Genomic DNA, 18,602 nt, shown 5'->3' on the forward strand with positions numbered 1-18,602 from the left:
TGCGAACTTCAATTGGTGATCAAAAATCGCAGGGATTTACCCCTGCGATTTTTCTACATATTCCATAGCCTCTTTTAAGAGTGGGCTTTCAGCTCCCGTTGAAAAAAGATGCAGCTCATGCATTGCTCTTGTACATGCTGTATAAAGAAGTCTTCTTTCACTTTCTCGGCTATATCCAGATACATCATAGAGAATAACGGAATCAAACTCAATTCCCTTTGCCAAATAGCTTGGAATGACGAGCAGTCCTCTTTCAAAGGTAATCGTCCCCTTTTCAATTAAACGTAATTCCACATGATCCTTTAGTTTTGCATATACTGCAGCACTTTCCATCGCAGTCCTACAAATGATGGCAACGGTTTTGTGAGAGGTTTGCGCCTTTAATAACTCGAGTACCTTCGCATCAAGCTCATCTTCATTCGCACAGGTGGTGTACGTCGGTTTAGAGCCGTCTCGGTTAAAGGGTTCAATATGGCTTCCATCCTTCAGGATTCTTTTCGTGAACTCAACGATAGGTCTAGTTGAGCGATAGCTTTTTGTTAAAATAATTCTCTCTTCTTCCCCCTCCATAGCTTGCGGTAAGAAGGATTCCACTCCATTAGAATGGGAAAAGATTCCTTGATTAATATCACCAAGGAGGGTCATTTTGCTGTTAGGAAATAGCTCTTGAAAATAAGCAAACTGAAAAGGTGTATAGTCCTGAGCTTCATCCACAAATATATGGCGGATCGAAGAAAAAGAAACCGTCCCCTCAATCTTATCCTTTAAATAGACAAATGGAGTGGCGTCCTCATAGGGAATTTCACCCTGCCCGATTTTTTGAAGGGAATAGATATCAGACATCTTCCTAAGGAAATTCTCATAAATCCTGCGATAGTCTACAAAACCAAGCCGTTTAACCTTAGTCATAATCGGCTTAAAATAGCGGCTCACCACGATCTCCGAGAGCAGCTTCTCTTCCAACTCAAAATCATTAAAGGAATCCTCATTATACTTCCCTTTATTCTGCAGCGTTTTAAAGGCTTCCAGAAAATCTTCCTTATCTAAAAATTGCGCTTCTTCCTTGACCCAGTCCTTTCGACGCTCTAGTCTCTTTCGCCGCCTCAATTCCTTTACAGCCCAATCCTTCAATAATTCCATCCGATGCCATAATGAAATTCCTTTTTCATACGAATAAAACTGTTCTTTCATCTGCTCATTCGATAGGAGCACCTCACTTTTTAACGAAATATCCTTAAATTCCAATCCTTCTGTCCCCAATGCTCTTATATAATCATCAAGCTTCTCCTTAAATGCTAAGCTCGATTTAAGACGAATGCTTTCTTCCCGAGCCTTGTATTCAGAGGTGTCCTCATGATTCAGCAAGTATTCCAGCTGACTAAAGGAATCCTCAAGTAATAGTCCTCTCCCGATTCGGCTTCCAAGGTATTCAATAAAGGTTGTTTGCTGCATATTTTCCTCGCCAAGCTCAGGTAACACCGTTGACACATAGCTATTAAAAAGGGGGTTCGGGGAAAAAAGGACGATATTTTGTGCAGAAAGTGTTTTACGATGACGATACAAAAGGTAGGCGACCCGCTGAAGTGCCGCAGAGGTCTTCCCACTTCCCGCAACTCCTTGGACGATTAAGTATTTATTTTTTTCATTGCGAATGATTTGATTTTGTTCCTTTTGAATGGTTGCCACAATCGTCTTCATTTGTGCATTGGCATTATTTCCAAGGACCTCCTGAAGCAATTGATCCCCAATCGTTACTCCTGTATCGAACATCCCTTCAATGCGACCGTCTTTAATAATAAATTGCCGTTTTAGCGTCATTTCCCCTTTTATTAAGCCAGATGGGGTTTCGTATTGAGCAGGGCCAGGTGCATAGTCATAATAAATACTGGAAATCGGTGCGCGCCAATCATAGATGAGAAAATTTTGTTCTTCTTTATCCATAAAAGAGGTAATACCTAAATAGATGGACTCACTCGAGCTTTCTCCATCCTCAATGAAATCGACCCGCCCGAAATAAGGGGATTCCTTTAATCTGGACAGGGTTTTAATTGTCTTTTTAAGCTGCTTCTCACTTCTTTCTCGTTCGGATAAGAGATCGGCCTGCTGCTTAATGCTATAAAAAGTTTCTTCAAAATCATCCGGCTCATCCACATTCACCGTGACATCGTTCCAAAAGGTTCTACGAATTTCATGAGCATCCGAACTGATTTTGCTTGCATGATGTGATAATGTATCTATTCTATCTTGAATTTCTACGGCAAGTTTCTGTACGCGTCTCTGCTCTTGTTCTCTTTCCAATTGTTCTTCACTCATGAAATCACGCTCCACATCATTTTTTTCTGGTCCGAACGTTTTCTTTATTTCCTATTGCTTGACAACCAATTAAATTTATGATAATGTTATTATAGGATATTTATAGATATTTAAATAAAATTAATAAAAAAGACGTCAGACCGCTTTTTATTCTAGCATGCTCATGCTTAGAATGCAAGACGGTCTTTTTTGTCTTCGCCGCCCCGTTGCTCCTACTTAGAAAAATCAATAACACTCGGTACCTGGTACCGAACTATCCATTGTGGTAGGCGTGAATTCGAGCGGTTACTTCTTCTTTGAATTCCTGTGTAATTTTTGGGGGATTGGATTTAAGCAGTGGTTTTATTAATTTAGCAAGTGGACCTGTTGCTTGGAGATCTAGACTTGCGGTAATAAAGGTACGTCCTCTTTTCATTTTTTTCGCCTCAATATTTCCATGCCCGATAAAGCCTTCATTCGTTCCCTCTACTTGAAAAGTAATGCTTCTCGGAGCATGCATGCTGTGGATTTCAAGGTCAAATTCTATCTTTTTCTTAATCACCCCGATTTCGGTTGTAAAGATCCAGCTTGATTTTCTTGAGTTCCATATTTTATGAGTGACATATCCGGGTATGAGCGGAGCCCAGTGATCAAAATCCTTTAAGAATGCCCAAACCGCTTCTATCGGTGCGTCAATAATCATGCTGTATAGCTTTGCCAAAATATCCTCTCCTCTTGTTCGCCATATGAAGAAACATCTCCCGTTATAAAGAGTATTCAAATTGTATTCCTCACATGACAGAAAAGGCAGCAATCTCTAATTGAATTGCTACCTAAAGTTTTCTTTATACGTTTTTTAGCACCAAGTACAGCCTTTTATTTCTTGCCTCTCTCTCATCCTCTGATACGAGATCATACTTTTTCAGTAAATGAAAGACATCATTTAGAATATCCTGGGTATGCTCCTCCTTGAAAAACTGGTCAAATAAAGGCTTCATGTCCTCTGGCAAAAATGCGGACTGGGATTCATATTTGCTTTTTACATCCTCAGGTGTATGGTCAATCTTACAATCACTCATCGAAAACCCCTCCTCGAGTCTTTTATGATTATTCTACCTATGCCAAATCAAGATATCAATGTTATGATGGAAAAGTAATCTATTTTGAAGGGAGAAGACCTATGACCTATCCAGACACCACGGAAACACTCAAGCTATTAAAGGAACTTGTATCCATACCAAGTCCAACGGGAAATACGAATGAAGTTATTACATATGTAGAAAAATTCCTTCAAGACTTAGGAGTCGAAACCGTTCGCAACAGAAAAGGCGGTCTTATCGCATCGATATCTGGCACCGAACAATCGAAGCATCGGATGCTGACTACACATGTTGACACACTTGGAGCCATCGTGAAGGAAATAAAGCCAAGCGGGCGATTGAAGCTTGATCTAATCGGCGGATTCCAATATAACTCCATCGAAGGCGAATACTGCGAAATTGAGACAAGCTCCGGGAAGAGATATACAGGAACGATCCTTATGCACCAGACATCTGTCCATGTCTATAAGGATGCGGGCAAAGCGGAACGAAACCAGGATAATATGGAGGTCCGTATTGATGAGGTTGTTCAAAATGCTGGTGACGTTCGCAGTCTAGGCATCGAAGTTGGTGATTTCGTCTCCTTTGCACCAAGAGTGGAGATTACTTCAAGCGGCTTCATTAAATCAAGGCATCTTGATGACAAAGCAAGTGTGGCGATTCTTCTTCAACTCATTAAACAGCTGAAGACAAATAACATCACACTACCATATACCACTCATTTCCTTATTTCTAATAATGAGGAAATTGGCTATGGTGGCAATTCAAACATTACACCGGAAACGGTTGAATACCTTGCTGTTGATATGGGGGCCATGGGCGATGGCCAATCGACAGACGAGTACACAGTTTCCATCTGTGTGAAGGATGCAAGCGGCCCATATCATTACGGACTTCGCAAAAAATTGGTGAAAATTGCTGAGGAAAATGGGATTGATTATAAATTAGATATTTATCCTTACTACGGTTCTGATGCATCTGCAGCAATTCGCTCCGGACATGATATCGTCCACGGATTAGTTGGCCCTGGCATCGATTCTTCGCACGCATTTGAACGCACCCATCAATCATCCATTGAAAATACAGCGAAGCTATTGTATCACTATGTATTGTCTGAAATGATTTTTTAGAAGGCGATTTTTTCTGAACACATTTAAGCAACACAACATGAAAAGCTGACCCAATCAGGTCAGCTTTTCCGATATATGACGTAGGAAATTATCATGAGCAAAGCCTCGTACTTCCTCTTCACTAAAAAATTTGAGTAGCCTATTGATGAGGTTCTGCGTTTCAGAGGCATCACTTAGACCGGGAATCTTTTGATCAATTCCATCAAAGTCCGAACCAAGTCCGATGTATTTCGCTCCCCCTAGTCCGCATAAATGATCTATATGTTTGATAAGATCATCTATGGTGGCCGGCCCCTCTTTTTTCACGAAGGGCGGGTAATAAACAATATGGATCATGGCACCTCTTTCAAACATTGCACGGGCTTGAGAGTCCGTCAAATTGCGAGGATGGTCGCAAATCCGCTTTGCATTCGAGTGACTGGCTATTGGGTACTTTGCAATCTCCATCACATCCCAAAAGGACCGCTCACAAAGATGAGAAACATCCGTTAGAATTTGATGTTCGTTATTGAACGTGACGATCTCCTTACCAAAAGCCGTAAGACCGGCCCCTCTCGGTTCAAGGGCCCCATCAGCTGCTAGATTGGCGCTGTTCCACGTCAGTCCGACCGAACGCACCCCGAGTTCATACAGAATAGCCAGTTTAGAGAGGTCATTGCCGATTGCATCAACCCCTTCAAGGGTTAGAATCGCTCCAATTTCCCCTTCTCCTAGCTTTTCTAAATCGGACCAATTTTTGATATGCTTGATTTCTTTGTTTTTCTTTAAGATTTCCTTATGAAAAAGTTCAGCCTGCTCAAGGACTGCATCAAATGCCTGTGTGGATTTGAACGCTGGGTTAATCCAAATGGCGAAGCCTTGAACTTTAATTTCCCCCTTGATTAGACGATCCTTATTTGTGTCGATTTGGGGCGCATCCTTATAAGATGCCTTTCCCTTAGACTCCCAAAGCTTCAACAAAGCGTCACAGTGCATATCGATGATATTCATGAAGAACCCCCTACTAAAGGGCCTCAACCATTTTTTGAAATTGCTGATGCAGCCTTGTGACGACTTCACCAGGTGTACCGCTGCCGATGATATTTCCATCAACCTTAACAATAGCAAGCACTTCTGCTGTCGTACTTGTGATAAAAATTTCATCTGCCTCCATGAGTTCAGCTGTTGTGAAATGCTTTTCTACAAAAGGAATGTTCAATTCAGATGCTAGCTTCTTGACCGCCATTCTCGTAATCCCTGGTAGGATTTGATTTGTTAGCGGGGTCGTGATGATTTCGCCCCCTTGGACGATATAGACATTTGAGCTCGTTCCCTCAGTAATATAACCATCCTTGATTAGAATTGCCTCATGACAGCCCTGCTCAAAAGCCGTTTGCTTGGCTAAAATATTCGGCAGCAGATTCAAAGATTTTATGTAGCAATTCGCCCATCTCTCATCTGGATGCGTGATTGCATCGACCCCTTTTTCCCGTTTCTCATTAGGTATGGGATTGGCATGTCGAACCGTCATCGTTATCGAAACAGGAGCATCTGGAAAAAGATGATTTCTCGTTGCAATTCCTCTAGTTATTTGGAGATAAACATTGCAATTCTTTATCTCTGATTTTTCCACAGCTGATATAATCAATTCGGTAAAATCCGCTAGGCTCTCCTTCACTGGAAGCTTTATGGCCTTGGCACTGCGAATTAACCTCTCTAAGTGCTCCTCAAGCATAAAAGGCTTTCCATCATAAAACCGAATCACCTCGTATACGCCATCACCAAATTGATGTCCCCTCTCATCAATAGGAAGAACCAACTCATCTAGACCAACAAATCTTCCATTTATATATCCAAGCTCCATCTTTTCATCCCTCTCTATTCATATTAATCTATAGTACTAAAATACGCCTTTTCGCATGAATATGCCATAGAAAAATTGGATGATTTTGAAAACTTGCCTTCATGAAAAGCTTTAATAACACTACAGAGATGCTACAAAATAACAATTCAAAGCATGATTTCAGACACCCTTCTTATCGAAACGATTGATATCATCATTTCTGCCGATGACAACGAGAACATCACCCTTCAAGATTTCTTTATCTGGGGAAGGGGAAACAACGATATCTTTTCCTCTTTGAATCGCAACAATATTACAGCCAAATTTAGCCCGAATATCTAATTCTGATAGGGTTTTATTATGAATTTTGTCTGAGGCGACCACTTCAGCAATACTGAATTCCTTCGATAATTCAATATAATCAATGATTTTTTTGGAGCCGATATAGTGCGCAATCCGAAGCGCCATATCCCGTTCTGGATGAATCACACGGTCTACCCCGATTTTTTCAAGTACCTTCGCATGATAATCATCATGCGCCTTAGCCCAGACCTGAGGAACGCCAATTTCCTTTAACAAAAGGGAGGTGAGGATACTAGATTTAATGTCATCACCGAATGAAACAATCGCATAATCAAAATTACGAATTCCTAGCTTCTTTAAGGTGTTTTCATCAATTTCAGTTGCTAGGATAGCCTGTGTGGCATATTCAGAGTAATAGTTCACCTTTGCTTCATCAATATCAATGGCCAAAACATCGATATCTAATTCAGACAAGGCCTTCACCAATGTGCCTCCAAATCTTCCTAATCCAAAAACGGCAAACGATTTCTTCATTCTTTTCTTCCTCTCTAGAATAAATACAAAGGGCTTCTGAAAATAAAAAAAACCATCCCTAACAAAAGAATGGTCAATGCTTGTTATTAAAATACTCCTCAGTTATTTAATTGTCAACAAGAAAATCAGTATGAAATTCCTGTATCGATCTCCGGTGTTCATCATACCTTTCTGCCATATTACCATTCGTAATACGGTATATGAGACTTCTCCAAAAAGCCTGGGCAGGATAGTTCTTTTCAATCTGCGTAATCATCCATTTACCAGGGAACATTCTAAAAATCTTTGTTGCCGCTTCCTTCCCAAAGCCTCTTCCCTTAAATTTAGACATAATGAAAAATTCATTAATGGAGTGTGGACCTTCATTGAAATCACATTCTACTAAGGCAAACCCAACAAACTCCTCCTCACTTTTTATAAAAAAGGGATGAAAATTGGGGTCATTCCAGTATTTTTCTAACTGAAAGGGAGCAAACGAACCATTCTCCTCTAACTTGATCGAAGGGATGCACTGACTAAATTCGTAAATATAAAATTGCATGAGATTGTGTAAAATATATTCATCCTCTTTTGGGATCTTAATTAAATTTATCATTATGCTCTCCTATCCATTGAGTAATCACCGATATTGGTGGGCTTTGTCCTGAATATTGATGAACTTTACTACCACTTCTTCAGCCGTAAGAGGAGGACTGAACAAATACCCTTGAATCTGCATACAATCATGCTCCCGCAGAAATTGCAGCTGTTCCTCATATTCGACCCCTTCTGCAATGACCTCAATTTGAAGATGCTGAGCGATTGAGACAATCATGGAAATAATGGCTGCTTCTCTTTTGTCGAGAATAATATCCTTCACAAAGGATTGGTCAATCTTCAACCGATCAATCGGCAGGTCTCTTAAATAATGTAGGGATGAGTAACCTGTTCCAAAATCATCAACCGCAATCTTCACGCCCAGATCCCTGAATTCTTGAAGGATAAGCGTGGCGTTACTCACATCCATTGTCATGCTTTCGGTTATCTCAAGCTCTAAATAATGCGGTGACAGTCCCGTCTCAGCTAAAATTTCCTCAACAATTTTTGGCAAATTTTGTTGGAAAAATTGTTTCGTGGATAGGTTCACAGAAATTCCAACTTTCGGCAAGCCCATGCGATGCCATTCCTTCAATTGCCTGCAAGATTCCCTCAACACCCATTCGCCAATTGGAATAATAAGTCCTGTTTCTTCTGCTAAAGGAATAAAATCGCTAGGAGAAATGAGACCACGCTCGGGATGCCTCCACCTAAGTAGGGCCTCAAAGGCCATAATTTGACCAGTGCGCAGATCCACTTGCGGTTGGTATGTAATAAATAGATTCCCTTCTGCTATAGCTCTATGTAAATCCTGCTCTAGCACGAGGCGGTCCATAAGCTGTTTGTCCATTTCTTTTTGATAGATTTTATATCGATAGACTTCATTTCGAGCTTCATTCATCGCAACATGAGCATGCTTCAATAGCTCTGTTTCCGTTCTGCCATGCTCAGGATAAATGGAAACACCAATATTTAATGTCACATTGAGTCGTAAATGCTGAATTTGAAAAGGCTCATTCATCGCATTTTGAATCTGTTTGCAGATCGAAATGACATCCTTTTCACTTGTTAATTCGGACATGAGAACGGTATACTCATCCCCACCCATCCTTGTAATTAAGAGGTGGGTAGGCAATATTTGTCTCATCCTCTGAGCAACTCCTTTAAGAACAAGGTCTCCAAAGGAATGTCCGAGGGATTCATTAACCGTCTTAAATCGCGCAATATCAATAAAAAGAATAGCTTTCTTCATACCTGCCCTATTTTTCAACTCATCTTCAAGCCGCTCCTTGAACAAGCGTCCATTTGGTAGCTTTGTCAATTCATCATGGTAGGCAAGATAGCGCAGCTGAGATTGGGCCTCCTTTTGCTTTTGAAACGGCTCCTCTACAGAGGTCCAATAAAAAGAACGCATAAGAAAGTAAAAACCAAATAATTGAAATAAATGCCCTACAAAATTTGAAATATCATAAACGCTCTTATAAGAGGTAAACATAGAATCTCCGATGATTAAATAAACAGAAGCAACAAGTAGCATGAGATGAAGTGTTTCCTTAGAATTCTGATTGAGCCTCCTAATTAAGAAAATAATACAGACAATCTGAAGAATGATGGCGATGTACTGCAAACTATTTTTCAAAATCGTTGTTCCTTGCCCATCGATAACCAATTCAGGCAAAAAGTTGGCAGGATTGAAAATAATGAATGCCCATATGAAGGTGTAGACTCCCCCAAGCAAGTACCCTTTCCATCTCCACCAGATAGATACCTTCCGATCCCTTGATGCAACAATGATTAGCAGCCCAAGAGCTTGGGTCAATCTTCCGACGATATAAAACCAGGTTGCTTTATATGGTGAACTTTCTGTGATAAAAAACGGCATTCCTTTATAAGAGATAAGGTGCAGTACTTCAAGCAATGCTATCGTGAAAAAAAGACTGCCTAGCCACAATCGATAACTGGACAGAACATGCGGAAACATCATCCATGCTTGAATAGCAATGGTAAACGATACGACGACCATGAAGATTTCCATAATAATATGTAAAGATAAATAGTTAGCCTCACCGAAGATTCCATATAAAGATTCTTTATAAATGATCGCTAACAACGTTAGTATAATGGAAACTATAATAATAGCTCCATTCACTTTCAAAAAATGATTTTTCATCCATCGTCTCAAGTTGTTTACCCCTTTGACCGTTTTTTTCATTGGTCCTGCAGATTCTGAGATCAAAAAAACCGACCTTAAACCAAGGCCGGTTGCACCACTTTCTCCCAGCCTCTCAAGTGCCCAAATACGAAAGGATGATCATCGAATCCATAAAATATGATACGCAATAGTCATTTATGCCTATATTATAAATGATTTTTCTTGAAGACTACTATATTTTCTTAAAGAAAAATTTGACGATAAATCAACAGTTTTGCCTTTGTCACAGGAACAAGGAATTTTCTACCTCTTACTCCTTCGGTAACAAATGAAGTAATAGTGACTTCTGAGCCCCTGGCTCCACCGATTCTTTTCGACCGAATATTTCTGCCTCAAGCCTCTTTCCAGTCGGAGTAGCTGCTAGTCCGCCCTTTGCAGTTTCTCGCAGAGCGGTTGGCATCGTTTGCCCGATCAAATACATCGAATGGATGACCTCGTCACAAGGAATACGACTTTTGATTCCCGCTAGTGCCATATCCGCTGCTGTAATGGCATTCGATGCACCCATCGCATTTCTTTTCACACATGGGACTTCTACTAAGCCCGCTACTGGATCACAAACAAGACCAAGCATGTTCTTTAAAGTAATCGCCATGGCTTCAGCACATTGACTTGGCGTTCCACCTGCCAATTCTACAATAGCTGCGGCTGCCATCCCGCTTGCAGAACCAACCTCTGCCTGGCATCCTCCAGCCGCACCAGAAATCGAGGCATTATTGGCTACGACAAATCCGAAGGCAGCAGCTGTAAAAAGGAATTCTATCATTTCCATTCTTGTCGGATTTAGCTTCTCCTTCACCGCAAATAAAGTACCTGGTACCACTCCCGCAGAGCCAGCGGTTGGGGTGGCACAGATGGTCCCCATCGCCGCATTTACTTCATTTGTTGCCATCGCCTTACTGACAGCGTCTAATAAAAGATTCCCACCGAGAGATTTTCCACTGTTAATATATTTTTGGAGAAGAACGGCATCTCCCCCAGTCAGTCCTGATACGGAGACGACTCCTTTTAGTCCGCGTTCGACCGCTTCTTCCATCACCGTTAAGTTGCGATCCATTTTGGATAGGATTTCCTCCCGTGATAATCCTGTTACCTCTATCTCCTGCTGAATCATAACCTCTGCGATTTTCACTTGTTTGCTTTCAGCGAGTTCAACAAGCTCCGCAACACTTCGAAACATCATGTTCTTCAATTTCCCTTCCTTCTAGGCTGTAATCAATCAAAAAGCTATTATTCTACCATCTTAATAATCTGAGTTACATTTGGAAGTTCCTCTAACTCATTTAGAATTTTCTCATCGATCTTTTGGTCGACCTCGATAACCATCATTGCCATCTTGCCTTTTTCCTTGCGCGATACTTCCATATGACTAATGTTAATTTTATTTTTCGCCATCACCGTTGTCACGGCGGAAATCACTCCGAACTGATCATTGTGGACAACGAGAATAGCTGGATTTTCACCGGATAGCTTAAGCTTAAAGGAGTTAAGTTCGGTAATTTCAATCGTCCCACCACCAATCGATATTCCAACGAGTTCAAGCTCCTTGTCCTCATCAAAGAGCCGAATGCCAACGGTATTCGGATGATCAGTGACTGTGCTTTCCACGAAAAACTCCACTTCCATATTTGCTTCCTTTGCCAGTTGAAGTGACATAGGAATTCGTTCATCAAATGTATCAAAATCAAGCAAGCCCCCAACAATAGCCAAATCGGTACCATGTCCCTTGTAGGTTTCAGCGAAGGATCCGTATAAATAAATCATCGCTTTTTGCGGCTTCCGACCAAATAATGTTCTTGCCACTCTGCCAATTCTTGCAGCTCCTGCTGTATGTGAGCTTGATGGCCCAATCATTACTGGACCAATGATGTCAAATGCCGATCGAAATTTCATCACAGATACCCCTTTTTCAGTATAAATATATTAAAAAAAGCCTATTCCTATCATAGCATAGAAAATATTTTTCCCCTACCGAGAGGTTAAAAAACCCCTTCCCCATTATAATATACGGTTATTTTCTTGAAAAGGTTTTCATAATTTCCATCCAAGTTGGAGATCGAATAATGAGTCGAAATTTGCAAAGTTCTATGAGACTTCAAAGGGAAGAGGCTTTTTATTTCACCACTTCCTATTGTATAATAGGATAATAACTATTGATTCACTGGAAAGGCTGATAAAGATTGGAACAAAATTCTTCAAATTTTATTAGAACGATTATTACAGAGGATTTAGAGAGTGGGAAGCACGATAAGATTATCACTCGTTTTCCTCCAGAACCGAACGGCTACTTACATATTGGACATGCAAAGTCGATTGTTATCAATTTTGGGTTGGCAGATGATTTTAACGGAAAGACCAATTTGCGTTTTGACGACACGAATCCACTGAAGGAAGACCAGGAATTTGTCGACTCTATTCAGGAGGATGTTAAGTGGCTCGGCTATGAGTGGGACGATCTACGCTTTGCGTCAGATTATTTTGAGGAAATGTATAACCGTGCTGTTTTACTCATTAAAAAGGGGCTCGCCTATGTCGATGATCTTTCTGCTGATGAAATTCGTGAATATCGTGGGACATTGACAGAGCCTGGGAAGGAAAGCCCGTACCGAGACCGTTCAATCGAGGAAAATCTCGACCTATTTGAACGCATGCGTGCTGGTGAGTTTGGCAACGGAGAAAAGGTTCTACGTGCCAAAATTGATATGTCTTCCCCAAATATCAATATGCGTGATCCAGTTATTTACCGAATCGCCCACGCAACCCACCACAATACAGGAGACAAATGGTGCATCTATCCGATGTATGCCTTCGCCCATCCACTTGAGGATGCAATCGAGGGGGTCACCCATTCTCTTTGTACGACCGAGTTTGAGGATCAACGACCTTTTTACAATTGGGTGATTGAACATTGTGAAACCGAGTCCAAGCCACGCCAAATTGAGTTTGGTCGCTTAAACATTACGAACACGGTCATGAGTAAGCGTAAATTAAAGCAGCTTGTCGAGGAAAATTATGTTGACGGCTGGGATGACCCGCGCATGCCAACAATTTCTGGATTAAGACGAAGAGGTTTTACACCTGAAGCGATTCGTGAGTTTGTCAAAGCAACAGGAGTCTCTAAAGGCTCTGGATTTGTTGATTCAGCGATGCTTGAGCATTTTGTTCGCGAGGACCTAAAGCTGAAGGCTCCGCGCACAATGGGAATCCTTCGTCCATTGAAGGTTGTCATTACAAATTACCCTGAAGATCAGGTTGAAATGCTGGATGCTGAGATTAATCCTGAAAATGAAGAGATGGGTATGCGTCAAATCCCGTTTTCCCGCGAAATTTATATTGAGCAAGAGGATTTCATGGAAAACCCACCAAAGAAATACTTCCGCTTGTTCCCTGGAAATGAGGTTCGCTTAAAACACGCTTACTTCATCAAATGTGAGGACGTTATTAAGGATGAAGACGGTAATGTTGTCGAAGTTCATTGTACGTACGACCCTGAGACAAAAAGTGGAACTGGCTTCACAGGTCGAAAAGTAAAGGGCACGATTCATTGGGTGGATGCGAAGCATGCAGTACCTGCTGAATTCCGTCTGTACGAGCCTCTTATTTTGGACGAGACCGAGGATGAGGAAGATGAAGGAAAGACCTTCCTTGATAAGGTGAACCCACGTTCACTTGAAATCATCCAAGGGTTTGTTGAACCGAATATGAAGGATGTCAAGCCTCAGGAGAAATTCCAATTTTTCCGTCATGGCTACTTTAACGTTGATCCGAAATACTCAACACCTGAAAAACCTGTATTCAATCTCATTGTTTCGTTGAAGAGCTCGTTCAAGCTTTAATTCTATTGCCTGGAAGATAGCAAAGGGAGGAAACCTAGAGTTTCTCTCCCTTTGCTTTTTTGTTGTTTCTAAAATGCCTCTGGAATCAACTTAAATCCATCAATGACGGCATCCTCATCAACTTCTATTAATAGGCAGCGTTTGCCATTATAATTGACCTGCTTTACGTATTTCAAATCCTGTGGACTAATAGCAATATTTGCGACTTTTGTATTAATTTTAATCGACTTAGAGGTAAAGTTCGGAAGGATATTATTGGCCTTCAGCTCGTATTTTTCATCGTCTATTACCTTTTGAAAGGCTCGCTCGACTTTTTCCGGCTCAACATCCTCAACCCCGCTCACCTTGAGCACCCGTTCGACATCCTTGTAGTCCAGTCTTGGCGTGTCCTCTTCTTCATTCTCATCAATGACGCGGTGGATCTCCTCATAGACATTCGCTAATGTAGCTGTATCAAACTCCTCACCGGCTACTTCCTTCACAATCTCTTCAAAGACAGCCTTATCCTCTAGAGCCGTTAATACGGGTTCCCCATTTAACACGTCCTCGATAAAATGGAAATCTGGCTCATTTGCTTTCCCAGATGAATAAAGAATATGATTCACATCAGTCGAATTTTCGGTAAAGCACGGGTAAAGAAAGCCGGCTGCGGGTGCAGTGAGCTTAATAATTGGATCGACGACCACGTTATACTTAAATTCTCTTTCCACATAGTCAAATAATAGGGAAGTTTCTGGCTGCTCAGTTTTATTGATGCTGCAGAGGATGAAAGAATGAGCATACACTTCATCCCGCTCGCTCACTTCAGCATCCTCACTATTCCGTTTCGTCGGCTTCACATATTCACCACGTATAAATGTAATCACCAAATCCATTTCGTACTGCTTGTCCTTTAGCATTTTTGCAACCATAGACAGCATCTGCGTCTGCCACTCCTCTAAATCTCCCGTCTCCAACCCTTCGTAAAGAATGTCACGGCTATGATTTTCGGCGCTCTCTTGAAACTTTAATTCAAATAGCTTTGTATCTAAAGACCCTGTAAGGACTTTTTTAAAATTACCCAAAAATAACTCCTGCTGCTCCTGTTCAAGCATCCCAAACGGACGGCATTCCTGGTGATAAATATCTGAACTCCCTTTCATAATATAGACATTAAAAATAGTCTGAATGTTCATTCGATCATTGTTCAGTTTGAATTGTTTTCTAATGTTGGCAATATCCTTTTTGTTCATCTGTAATTTCCTCTCCATCCTGAAGTCTATTTCTCCATTATAATCATTTTGAACTACTCATGTAATGGACTTTTTTTAAATGGAATGCATAAAATAAATTATTGACAAAACATGTATATACAAGTTAAGATGAAAACGTAAACAAAACTTGTATATACATGTTTGTTTTTGAATATGAACAGGATCAAAGGGGAAAAATTGGTCTAAAGGAGGATGAACATGAGTAAGTACACAGAATCCGCAAAGGAATTGCTAAAGCTTGTTGGTGGCGCAGACAATATATCAGCAGTCACCCACTGTGCAACAAGAATGAGATTTGTGTTGAAGGACCCGAAGCGCGCTGATATCGAGAAGATTGAAGCCCTTCCGCTAGTAAAAGGAACTTTTACTCAAGCAGGACAATTTCAAGTAATCATTGGCAATGAGGTAGCAGCCTTTTACAACGAGTTTACAAAGGTTTCTGGTGTCAGTGAAGTTTCAAAGGATGATGCTAAGGTAGCGGCTAAGCAAAATATGAATTTCCTGCAACGAATGATTGCTCACCTTGCTGATATCTTCACTCCACTAATTCCCGCATTAGTGGTCGGAGGTCTTATCCTTGGTTTCCGAAATGTCATTGGGGACATTAAGATGCTTGAGGACGGAACAAAGACGTTAACAGAGGTTTCTCAATTTTGGGCTGGTACACATGCATTTTTGTGGTTAATAGGAGAAGCCATCTTTCATTTTTTACCTGTTGGCATTACGTGGGCCATTGCTCGCAAGATGGGGACGACACCGATACTCGGAATTATTCTAGGAATTACTCTCGTCTCTCCTCAGCTTCTCAATGCCTATGCAGTTGCTGAGGCAAAAGAAATTCCATTCTGGGATTTTGGTTTTGCGAAAATTGATATGATTGGTTATCAGGCACAGGTTATCCCTGCCATTTTAGCTGGTTTTCTACTTACCTTTTTGGAACGTAATTTACGAAAAATTACGCCAAATTCCATCTCGATGATTGTTGTACCTTTTTTTGCATTAATTCCTACTGTCTTAATTGCTCATACCATTTTAGGTCCTATCGGCTGGCAAATTGGTTCCTTTATTTCTGATGTTGTCTATTCTGGCTTAACATCTGCTTTCGGTTGGCTGTTTGCAGCGGTTTTCGGCTTTTTCTATGCACCACTTGTTATCACAGGTCTCCATCATATGACAAATGCCATCGACCTACAGCTTATGAGTGAGCTTCACGGAACAAATCTTTGGCCGATGATCGCTTTATCCAATATCGCACAAGGCTCCGCTGTACTTGCCATGATTTATATTAATCGGAAGAATGAAGAAGAAAAGCAGGTATCGATTCCAGCAACAATTTCCTGTTATTTGGGCGTCACCGAGCCAGCGATGTTTGGGATAAATTTAAAATACGGCTTTCCATTCTTAGCAGCCATGATCGGTTCCGCCACTGCGGCAATCGTTTCGGTCGGAAGCAATGTAATGGCAAACTCTATCGGTGTCGGCGGGCTGCCTGGAATTCTATCCATTCAGCCTCAGCATATGATGATGTTTTCAGTGGCCATGCTCATTGCCATCGTTGTTCCGTTCCTATTAACCATTGTTTTTGCTAAAACAAAAATGAACAAATTCTCATTTAAAAAAGCCCAATCCTAATAAAACATCGGGGCACCATGTTACCTTAGAGGTGCAAAAGACATTGCATCGTAACGAGGTGCTCCCCCTATCACAAACTTTAAAATGGTACATTCAGTGAGATTTCCTCTCACTTTTTTTACGGTTGAGAAAAGCTTAGCAGCAAGGATAACAATTATGACTTGGAAGGTGATTTGTAGTGACTCAACCTTGGTGGAAAAAATCTGTCGTTTATCAAATTTATCCAAAAAGCTTTAAGGATACAACTGGCAATGGAGTTGGAGATATTCGTGGAATTACGGAAAAACTGGATTATCTTGCATTACTCGGTGTCGATGTCATCTGGCTCACACCTATCTATCCATCCCCCCAGCGTGATAATGGCTATGATATAAGTGATTACTATGCAATTGATGAACGTTATGGCTCCATGGAGGATTTCGAAAAATTATTGGAAGAAGCTCATAAACGCGGGCTTAAAATCATCATGGACATTGTCGTCAATCATACGTCTACAGAGCATGAATGGTTCAAGGAAGCACGAAGCTCCAAAGAAAATCCTTATCGTAACTACTATATTTGGAAGGATGGAGAAAATGGGAAAGTCCCGAATAATTGGCAATCAAAATTCGGCGGACCGGCTTGGGAGCTAGATAAAGTAACAGGACAATATTATTTACATTTATTCGATGTCACTCAGGCAGACTTAAATTGGGAAAATAAAAAAGTAAGAAATTCCGTCCATGAAATGATGCACTTTTGGCTTAAGAAGGGTGTCGATGGCTTCCGCTTGGATGTCATTAATTTAATTTCGAAGGACCAGAAGTTTCCAAATGATCCATCCTTCCCGCATAGCGATGGAAGACAGTTTTATACAGATGGACCTCGAATTCATGAATTTCTTCAAGAAATGAATCATGAAGTTTTTTCCAAATATGACATTATGACGGTCGGTGAAATGTCTTCCACCACGATCGACAATTGTATCAACTATTCAAATCCTAATCGTCATGAACTGAATATGACCTTTAACTTTCATCATTTAAAGGTAGATTATCCATGTGGTGACAAGTGGACGAAGGCCGAGTTTGACTTTTTAGAGCTCAAGAGCATTCTTTCTGCCTGGCAAATTGAAATGGACAAAGGTGGAGGTTGGAATGCCTTATTTTGGTGCAACCATGATCAGCCTAGGGCTATTTCTCGCTTTGGCGATGATAAGGAATACCACAAAGAAGCTGGAAAAATGCTTGCTACAACCCTTCATATGATGAAAGGAACCCCATATATCTATCAAGGGGAAGAAATCGGAATGACCAATCCATATTTTAACAAAATTGAGGATTACCGTGATGTAGAATCACTTAATATGTATGAGCTGAAGCGGAACGAAGGCATGAGTGAAAAGGAGATTCTTGAAATTCTTCAGCAAAAATCACGGGATAATGCCCGAACCCCAATGCAATGGACGGATGAAGAACACGCTGGCTTTACAACTGGGCAACCATGGATTCCCGTACCAGAGCAATTCAAGTCCATTAATACAGAAAGAGCACTGGAAGACCGTGATTCGATTTTTTATCATTATCAAAAACTCATCCAGCTGAGGAAGGAACATGATATAATCATAGATGGAGATTTCCAGCTCATCTTAAAGGAGCATCCCCGTATTTTTGCTTTTATACGTCAACTAGGAAGTGAGCATCTGCTCATTATCAATAATTTTTACAGTTCAGAAACTACCTTTGATTTGCCTTCTGGAATCGGGATTGAGAATGATGACAGAACCATCCTCATTTCCAATTATCAAGATTCACCGCTTGATTTCAAGCGCTTCACGTTAAGACCATATGAGTCAGTTGTCTATCATTTAACAAGCTGATTTCAACCACGAACAGCTACAAAGCACAACAAGGACCATATTAATAGATATAGA

The 18,602-nt window shown here is 40.9% G+C and carries 15 protein-coding genes and 1 riboswitch; of the genes, 4 read left to right on the forward strand and 11 right to left on the reverse strand.

The features are described from left to right. Positions 1-36: 36 nt before the first annotated feature. The 3 genes from helD to J2S07_RS05380 form a co-directional block, all read right to left on the reverse strand. Positions 37-2,313, reverse strand: coding sequence for an RNA polymerase recycling motor HelD (gene helD, locus J2S07_RS05370; RefSeq protein WP_307149385.1), 2,277 nt, complete (start codon positions 2,311-2,313; stop codon positions 37-39). A gap of 253 nt (positions 2,314-2,566) precedes the next feature. Then, a complete protein-coding gene (locus J2S07_RS05375) occupies positions 2,567-3,013 on the reverse strand; it encodes an SRPBCC family protein (protein ID WP_307149386.1) in 447 nt (148 codons plus the stop codon). A gap of 124 nt (positions 3,014-3,137) precedes the next feature. Then, the gene (locus tag J2S07_RS05380; protein WP_307149387.1) at positions 3,138-3,371 is read right to left on the reverse strand and encodes a hypothetical protein; all 234 of its coding nucleotides are present in this window, start codon (positions 3,369-3,371) and stop codon (positions 3,138-3,140) included. Positions 3,372-3,472: 101 nt separating this feature from the next. On the opposite strand from J2S07_RS05380, the gene J2S07_RS05385 reads away from it, so the two are divergent. Then, positions 3,473-4,522 carry a M42 family metallopeptidase gene (locus tag J2S07_RS05385; protein ID WP_307149388.1) on the forward strand — a complete coding sequence of 350 codons (1,050 nt, stop codon included), beginning with the start codon at positions 3,473-3,475 and terminating at the stop codon, positions 4,520-4,522. Positions 4,523-4,576: 54 nt separating this feature from the next. On the opposite strand, the gene J2S07_RS05390 is transcribed toward J2S07_RS05385, so the two are convergent. From J2S07_RS05390 to sdaAB, 7 genes are all read right to left on the reverse strand, one after another. Further along, positions 4,577-5,512: a dipeptidase gene (locus J2S07_RS05390; protein ID WP_307149389.1), complete on the reverse strand. Its 936-nt coding sequence runs from the start codon at positions 5,510-5,512 to the stop codon at positions 4,577-4,579. A 13-nt stretch (positions 5,513-5,525) separates the two neighbouring features. After that, a complete protein-coding gene (dat, locus tag J2S07_RS05395) occupies positions 5,526-6,365 on the reverse strand; it encodes a D-amino-acid transaminase (RefSeq protein WP_307149390.1) in 840 nt (279 codons plus the stop codon). Between the two features lie 159 nt (positions 6,366-6,524). Then, positions 6,525-7,181: a potassium channel family protein gene (locus tag J2S07_RS05400; protein WP_307149391.1), complete on the reverse strand. Its 657-nt coding sequence runs from the start codon at positions 7,179-7,181 to the stop codon at positions 6,525-6,527. 106 nt (positions 7,182-7,287) lie between these two features. Beyond that, positions 7,288-7,776 carry a GNAT family N-acetyltransferase gene (locus J2S07_RS05405; RefSeq protein ID WP_307149392.1) on the reverse strand — a complete coding sequence of 163 codons (489 nt, stop codon included), beginning with the start codon at positions 7,774-7,776 and terminating at the stop codon, positions 7,288-7,290. Between the two features lie 24 nt (positions 7,777-7,800). Next, positions 7,801-9,939, reverse strand: coding sequence for a putative bifunctional diguanylate cyclase/phosphodiesterase (locus J2S07_RS05410; protein ID WP_307149393.1), 2,139 nt, complete (start codon positions 9,937-9,939; stop codon positions 7,801-7,803). A gap of 65 nt (positions 9,940-10,004) precedes the next feature. After that, a riboswitch (cyclic di-GMP riboswitch) is annotated at positions 10,005-10,088 on the reverse strand. Between the two features lie 131 nt (positions 10,089-10,219). Further along, positions 10,220-11,149: an L-serine ammonia-lyase, iron-sulfur-dependent, subunit alpha gene (gene sdaAA / locus J2S07_RS05415; RefSeq protein ID WP_307149582.1), complete on the reverse strand. Its 930-nt coding sequence runs from the start codon at positions 11,147-11,149 to the stop codon at positions 10,220-10,222. Positions 11,150-11,199: 50 nt separating this feature from the next. Continuing rightward, positions 11,200-11,862: an L-serine ammonia-lyase, iron-sulfur-dependent subunit beta gene (gene sdaAB, locus J2S07_RS05420; RefSeq protein WP_307149394.1), complete on the reverse strand. Its 663-nt coding sequence runs from the start codon at positions 11,860-11,862 to the stop codon at positions 11,200-11,202. A gap of 287 nt (positions 11,863-12,149) precedes the next feature. Here sdaAB and J2S07_RS05425 point away from each other — a divergent pair, with 287 nt between their 5' ends. Next, entirely contained in the window at positions 12,150-13,805 is a 1,656-nt protein-coding gene (locus J2S07_RS05425) for a glutamine--tRNA ligase/YqeY domain fusion protein (RefSeq protein ID WP_307149395.1), read from the forward strand. 68 nt (positions 13,806-13,873) lie between these two features. Here J2S07_RS05425 and J2S07_RS05430 read toward each other — a convergent pair whose 3' ends face one another. Continuing rightward, positions 13,874-15,037: a DUF4317 domain-containing protein gene (locus tag J2S07_RS05430; protein ID WP_307149396.1), complete on the reverse strand. Its 1,164-nt coding sequence runs from the start codon at positions 15,035-15,037 to the stop codon at positions 13,874-13,876. Between the two features lie 219 nt (positions 15,038-15,256). Between J2S07_RS05430 and treP the strand changes: the two genes are divergently transcribed. Further along, a complete protein-coding gene (gene treP / locus J2S07_RS05435) occupies positions 15,257-16,690 on the forward strand; it encodes a PTS system trehalose-specific EIIBC component (RefSeq protein ID WP_307149397.1) in 1,434 nt (477 codons plus the stop codon). A gap of 178 nt (positions 16,691-16,868) precedes the next feature. Further along, positions 16,869-18,548 carry an alpha,alpha-phosphotrehalase gene (treC, locus tag J2S07_RS05440; RefSeq protein ID WP_307149398.1) on the forward strand — a complete coding sequence of 560 codons (1,680 nt, stop codon included), beginning with the start codon at positions 16,869-16,871 and terminating at the stop codon, positions 18,546-18,548. Positions 18,549-18,602: the final 54 nt, after the last annotated feature.

Source organism: Anoxybacillus andreesenii, assembly GCF_030813005.1.
Taxonomy (GTDB): domain Bacteria; phylum Bacillota; class Bacilli; order Bacillales; family Cytobacillaceae; genus Robertmurraya; species Robertmurraya andreesenii.

What these genes read in the sequence shown, in the direction of transcription:
- helD (WP_307149385.1), bottom strand. Translation starts at nt 2,313, where the DNA reads ATGAGTGAAGAACAATTGGAAAGAGAACAAGAGCAGAGACGCGTACAG.
- J2S07_RS05380 (WP_307149387.1), bottom strand. Translation starts at nt 3,371, where the DNA reads ATGAGTGATTGTAAGATTGACCATACACCTGAGGATGTAAAAAGCAAA.
- J2S07_RS05385 (WP_307149388.1), top strand. Translation starts at nt 3,473, where the DNA reads ATGACCTATCCAGACACCACGGAAACACTCAAGCTATTAAAGGAACTT.
- J2S07_RS05390 (WP_307149389.1), bottom strand. Translation starts at nt 5,512, where the DNA reads ATGAATATCATCGATATGCACTGTGACGCTTTGTTGAAGCTTTGGGAG.
- dat (WP_307149390.1), bottom strand. Translation starts at nt 6,365, where the DNA reads ATGGAGCTTGGATATATAAATGGAAGATTTGTTGGTCTAGATGAGTTG.
- J2S07_RS05400 (WP_307149391.1), bottom strand. Translation starts at nt 7,181, where the DNA reads ATGAAGAAATCGTTTGCCGTTTTTGGATTAGGAAGATTTGGAGGCACA.
- J2S07_RS05405 (WP_307149392.1), bottom strand. Translation starts at nt 7,776, where the DNA reads ATGATAAATTTAATTAAGATCCCAAAAGAGGATGAATATATTTTACAC.
- sdaAA (WP_307149582.1), bottom strand. Translation starts at nt 11,149, where the DNA reads ATGTTTCGAAGTGTTGCGGAGCTTGTTGAACTCGCTGAAAGCAAACAA.
- sdaAB (WP_307149394.1), bottom strand. Translation starts at nt 11,862, where the DNA reads ATGAAATTTCGATCGGCATTTGACATCATTGGTCCAGTAATGATTGGG.
- J2S07_RS05430 (WP_307149396.1), bottom strand. Translation starts at nt 15,037, where the DNA reads ATGAACAAAAAGGATATTGCCAACATTAGAAAACAATTCAAACTGAAC.
- treP (WP_307149397.1), top strand. Translation starts at nt 15,257, where the DNA reads ATGAGTAAGTACACAGAATCCGCAAAGGAATTGCTAAAGCTTGTTGGT.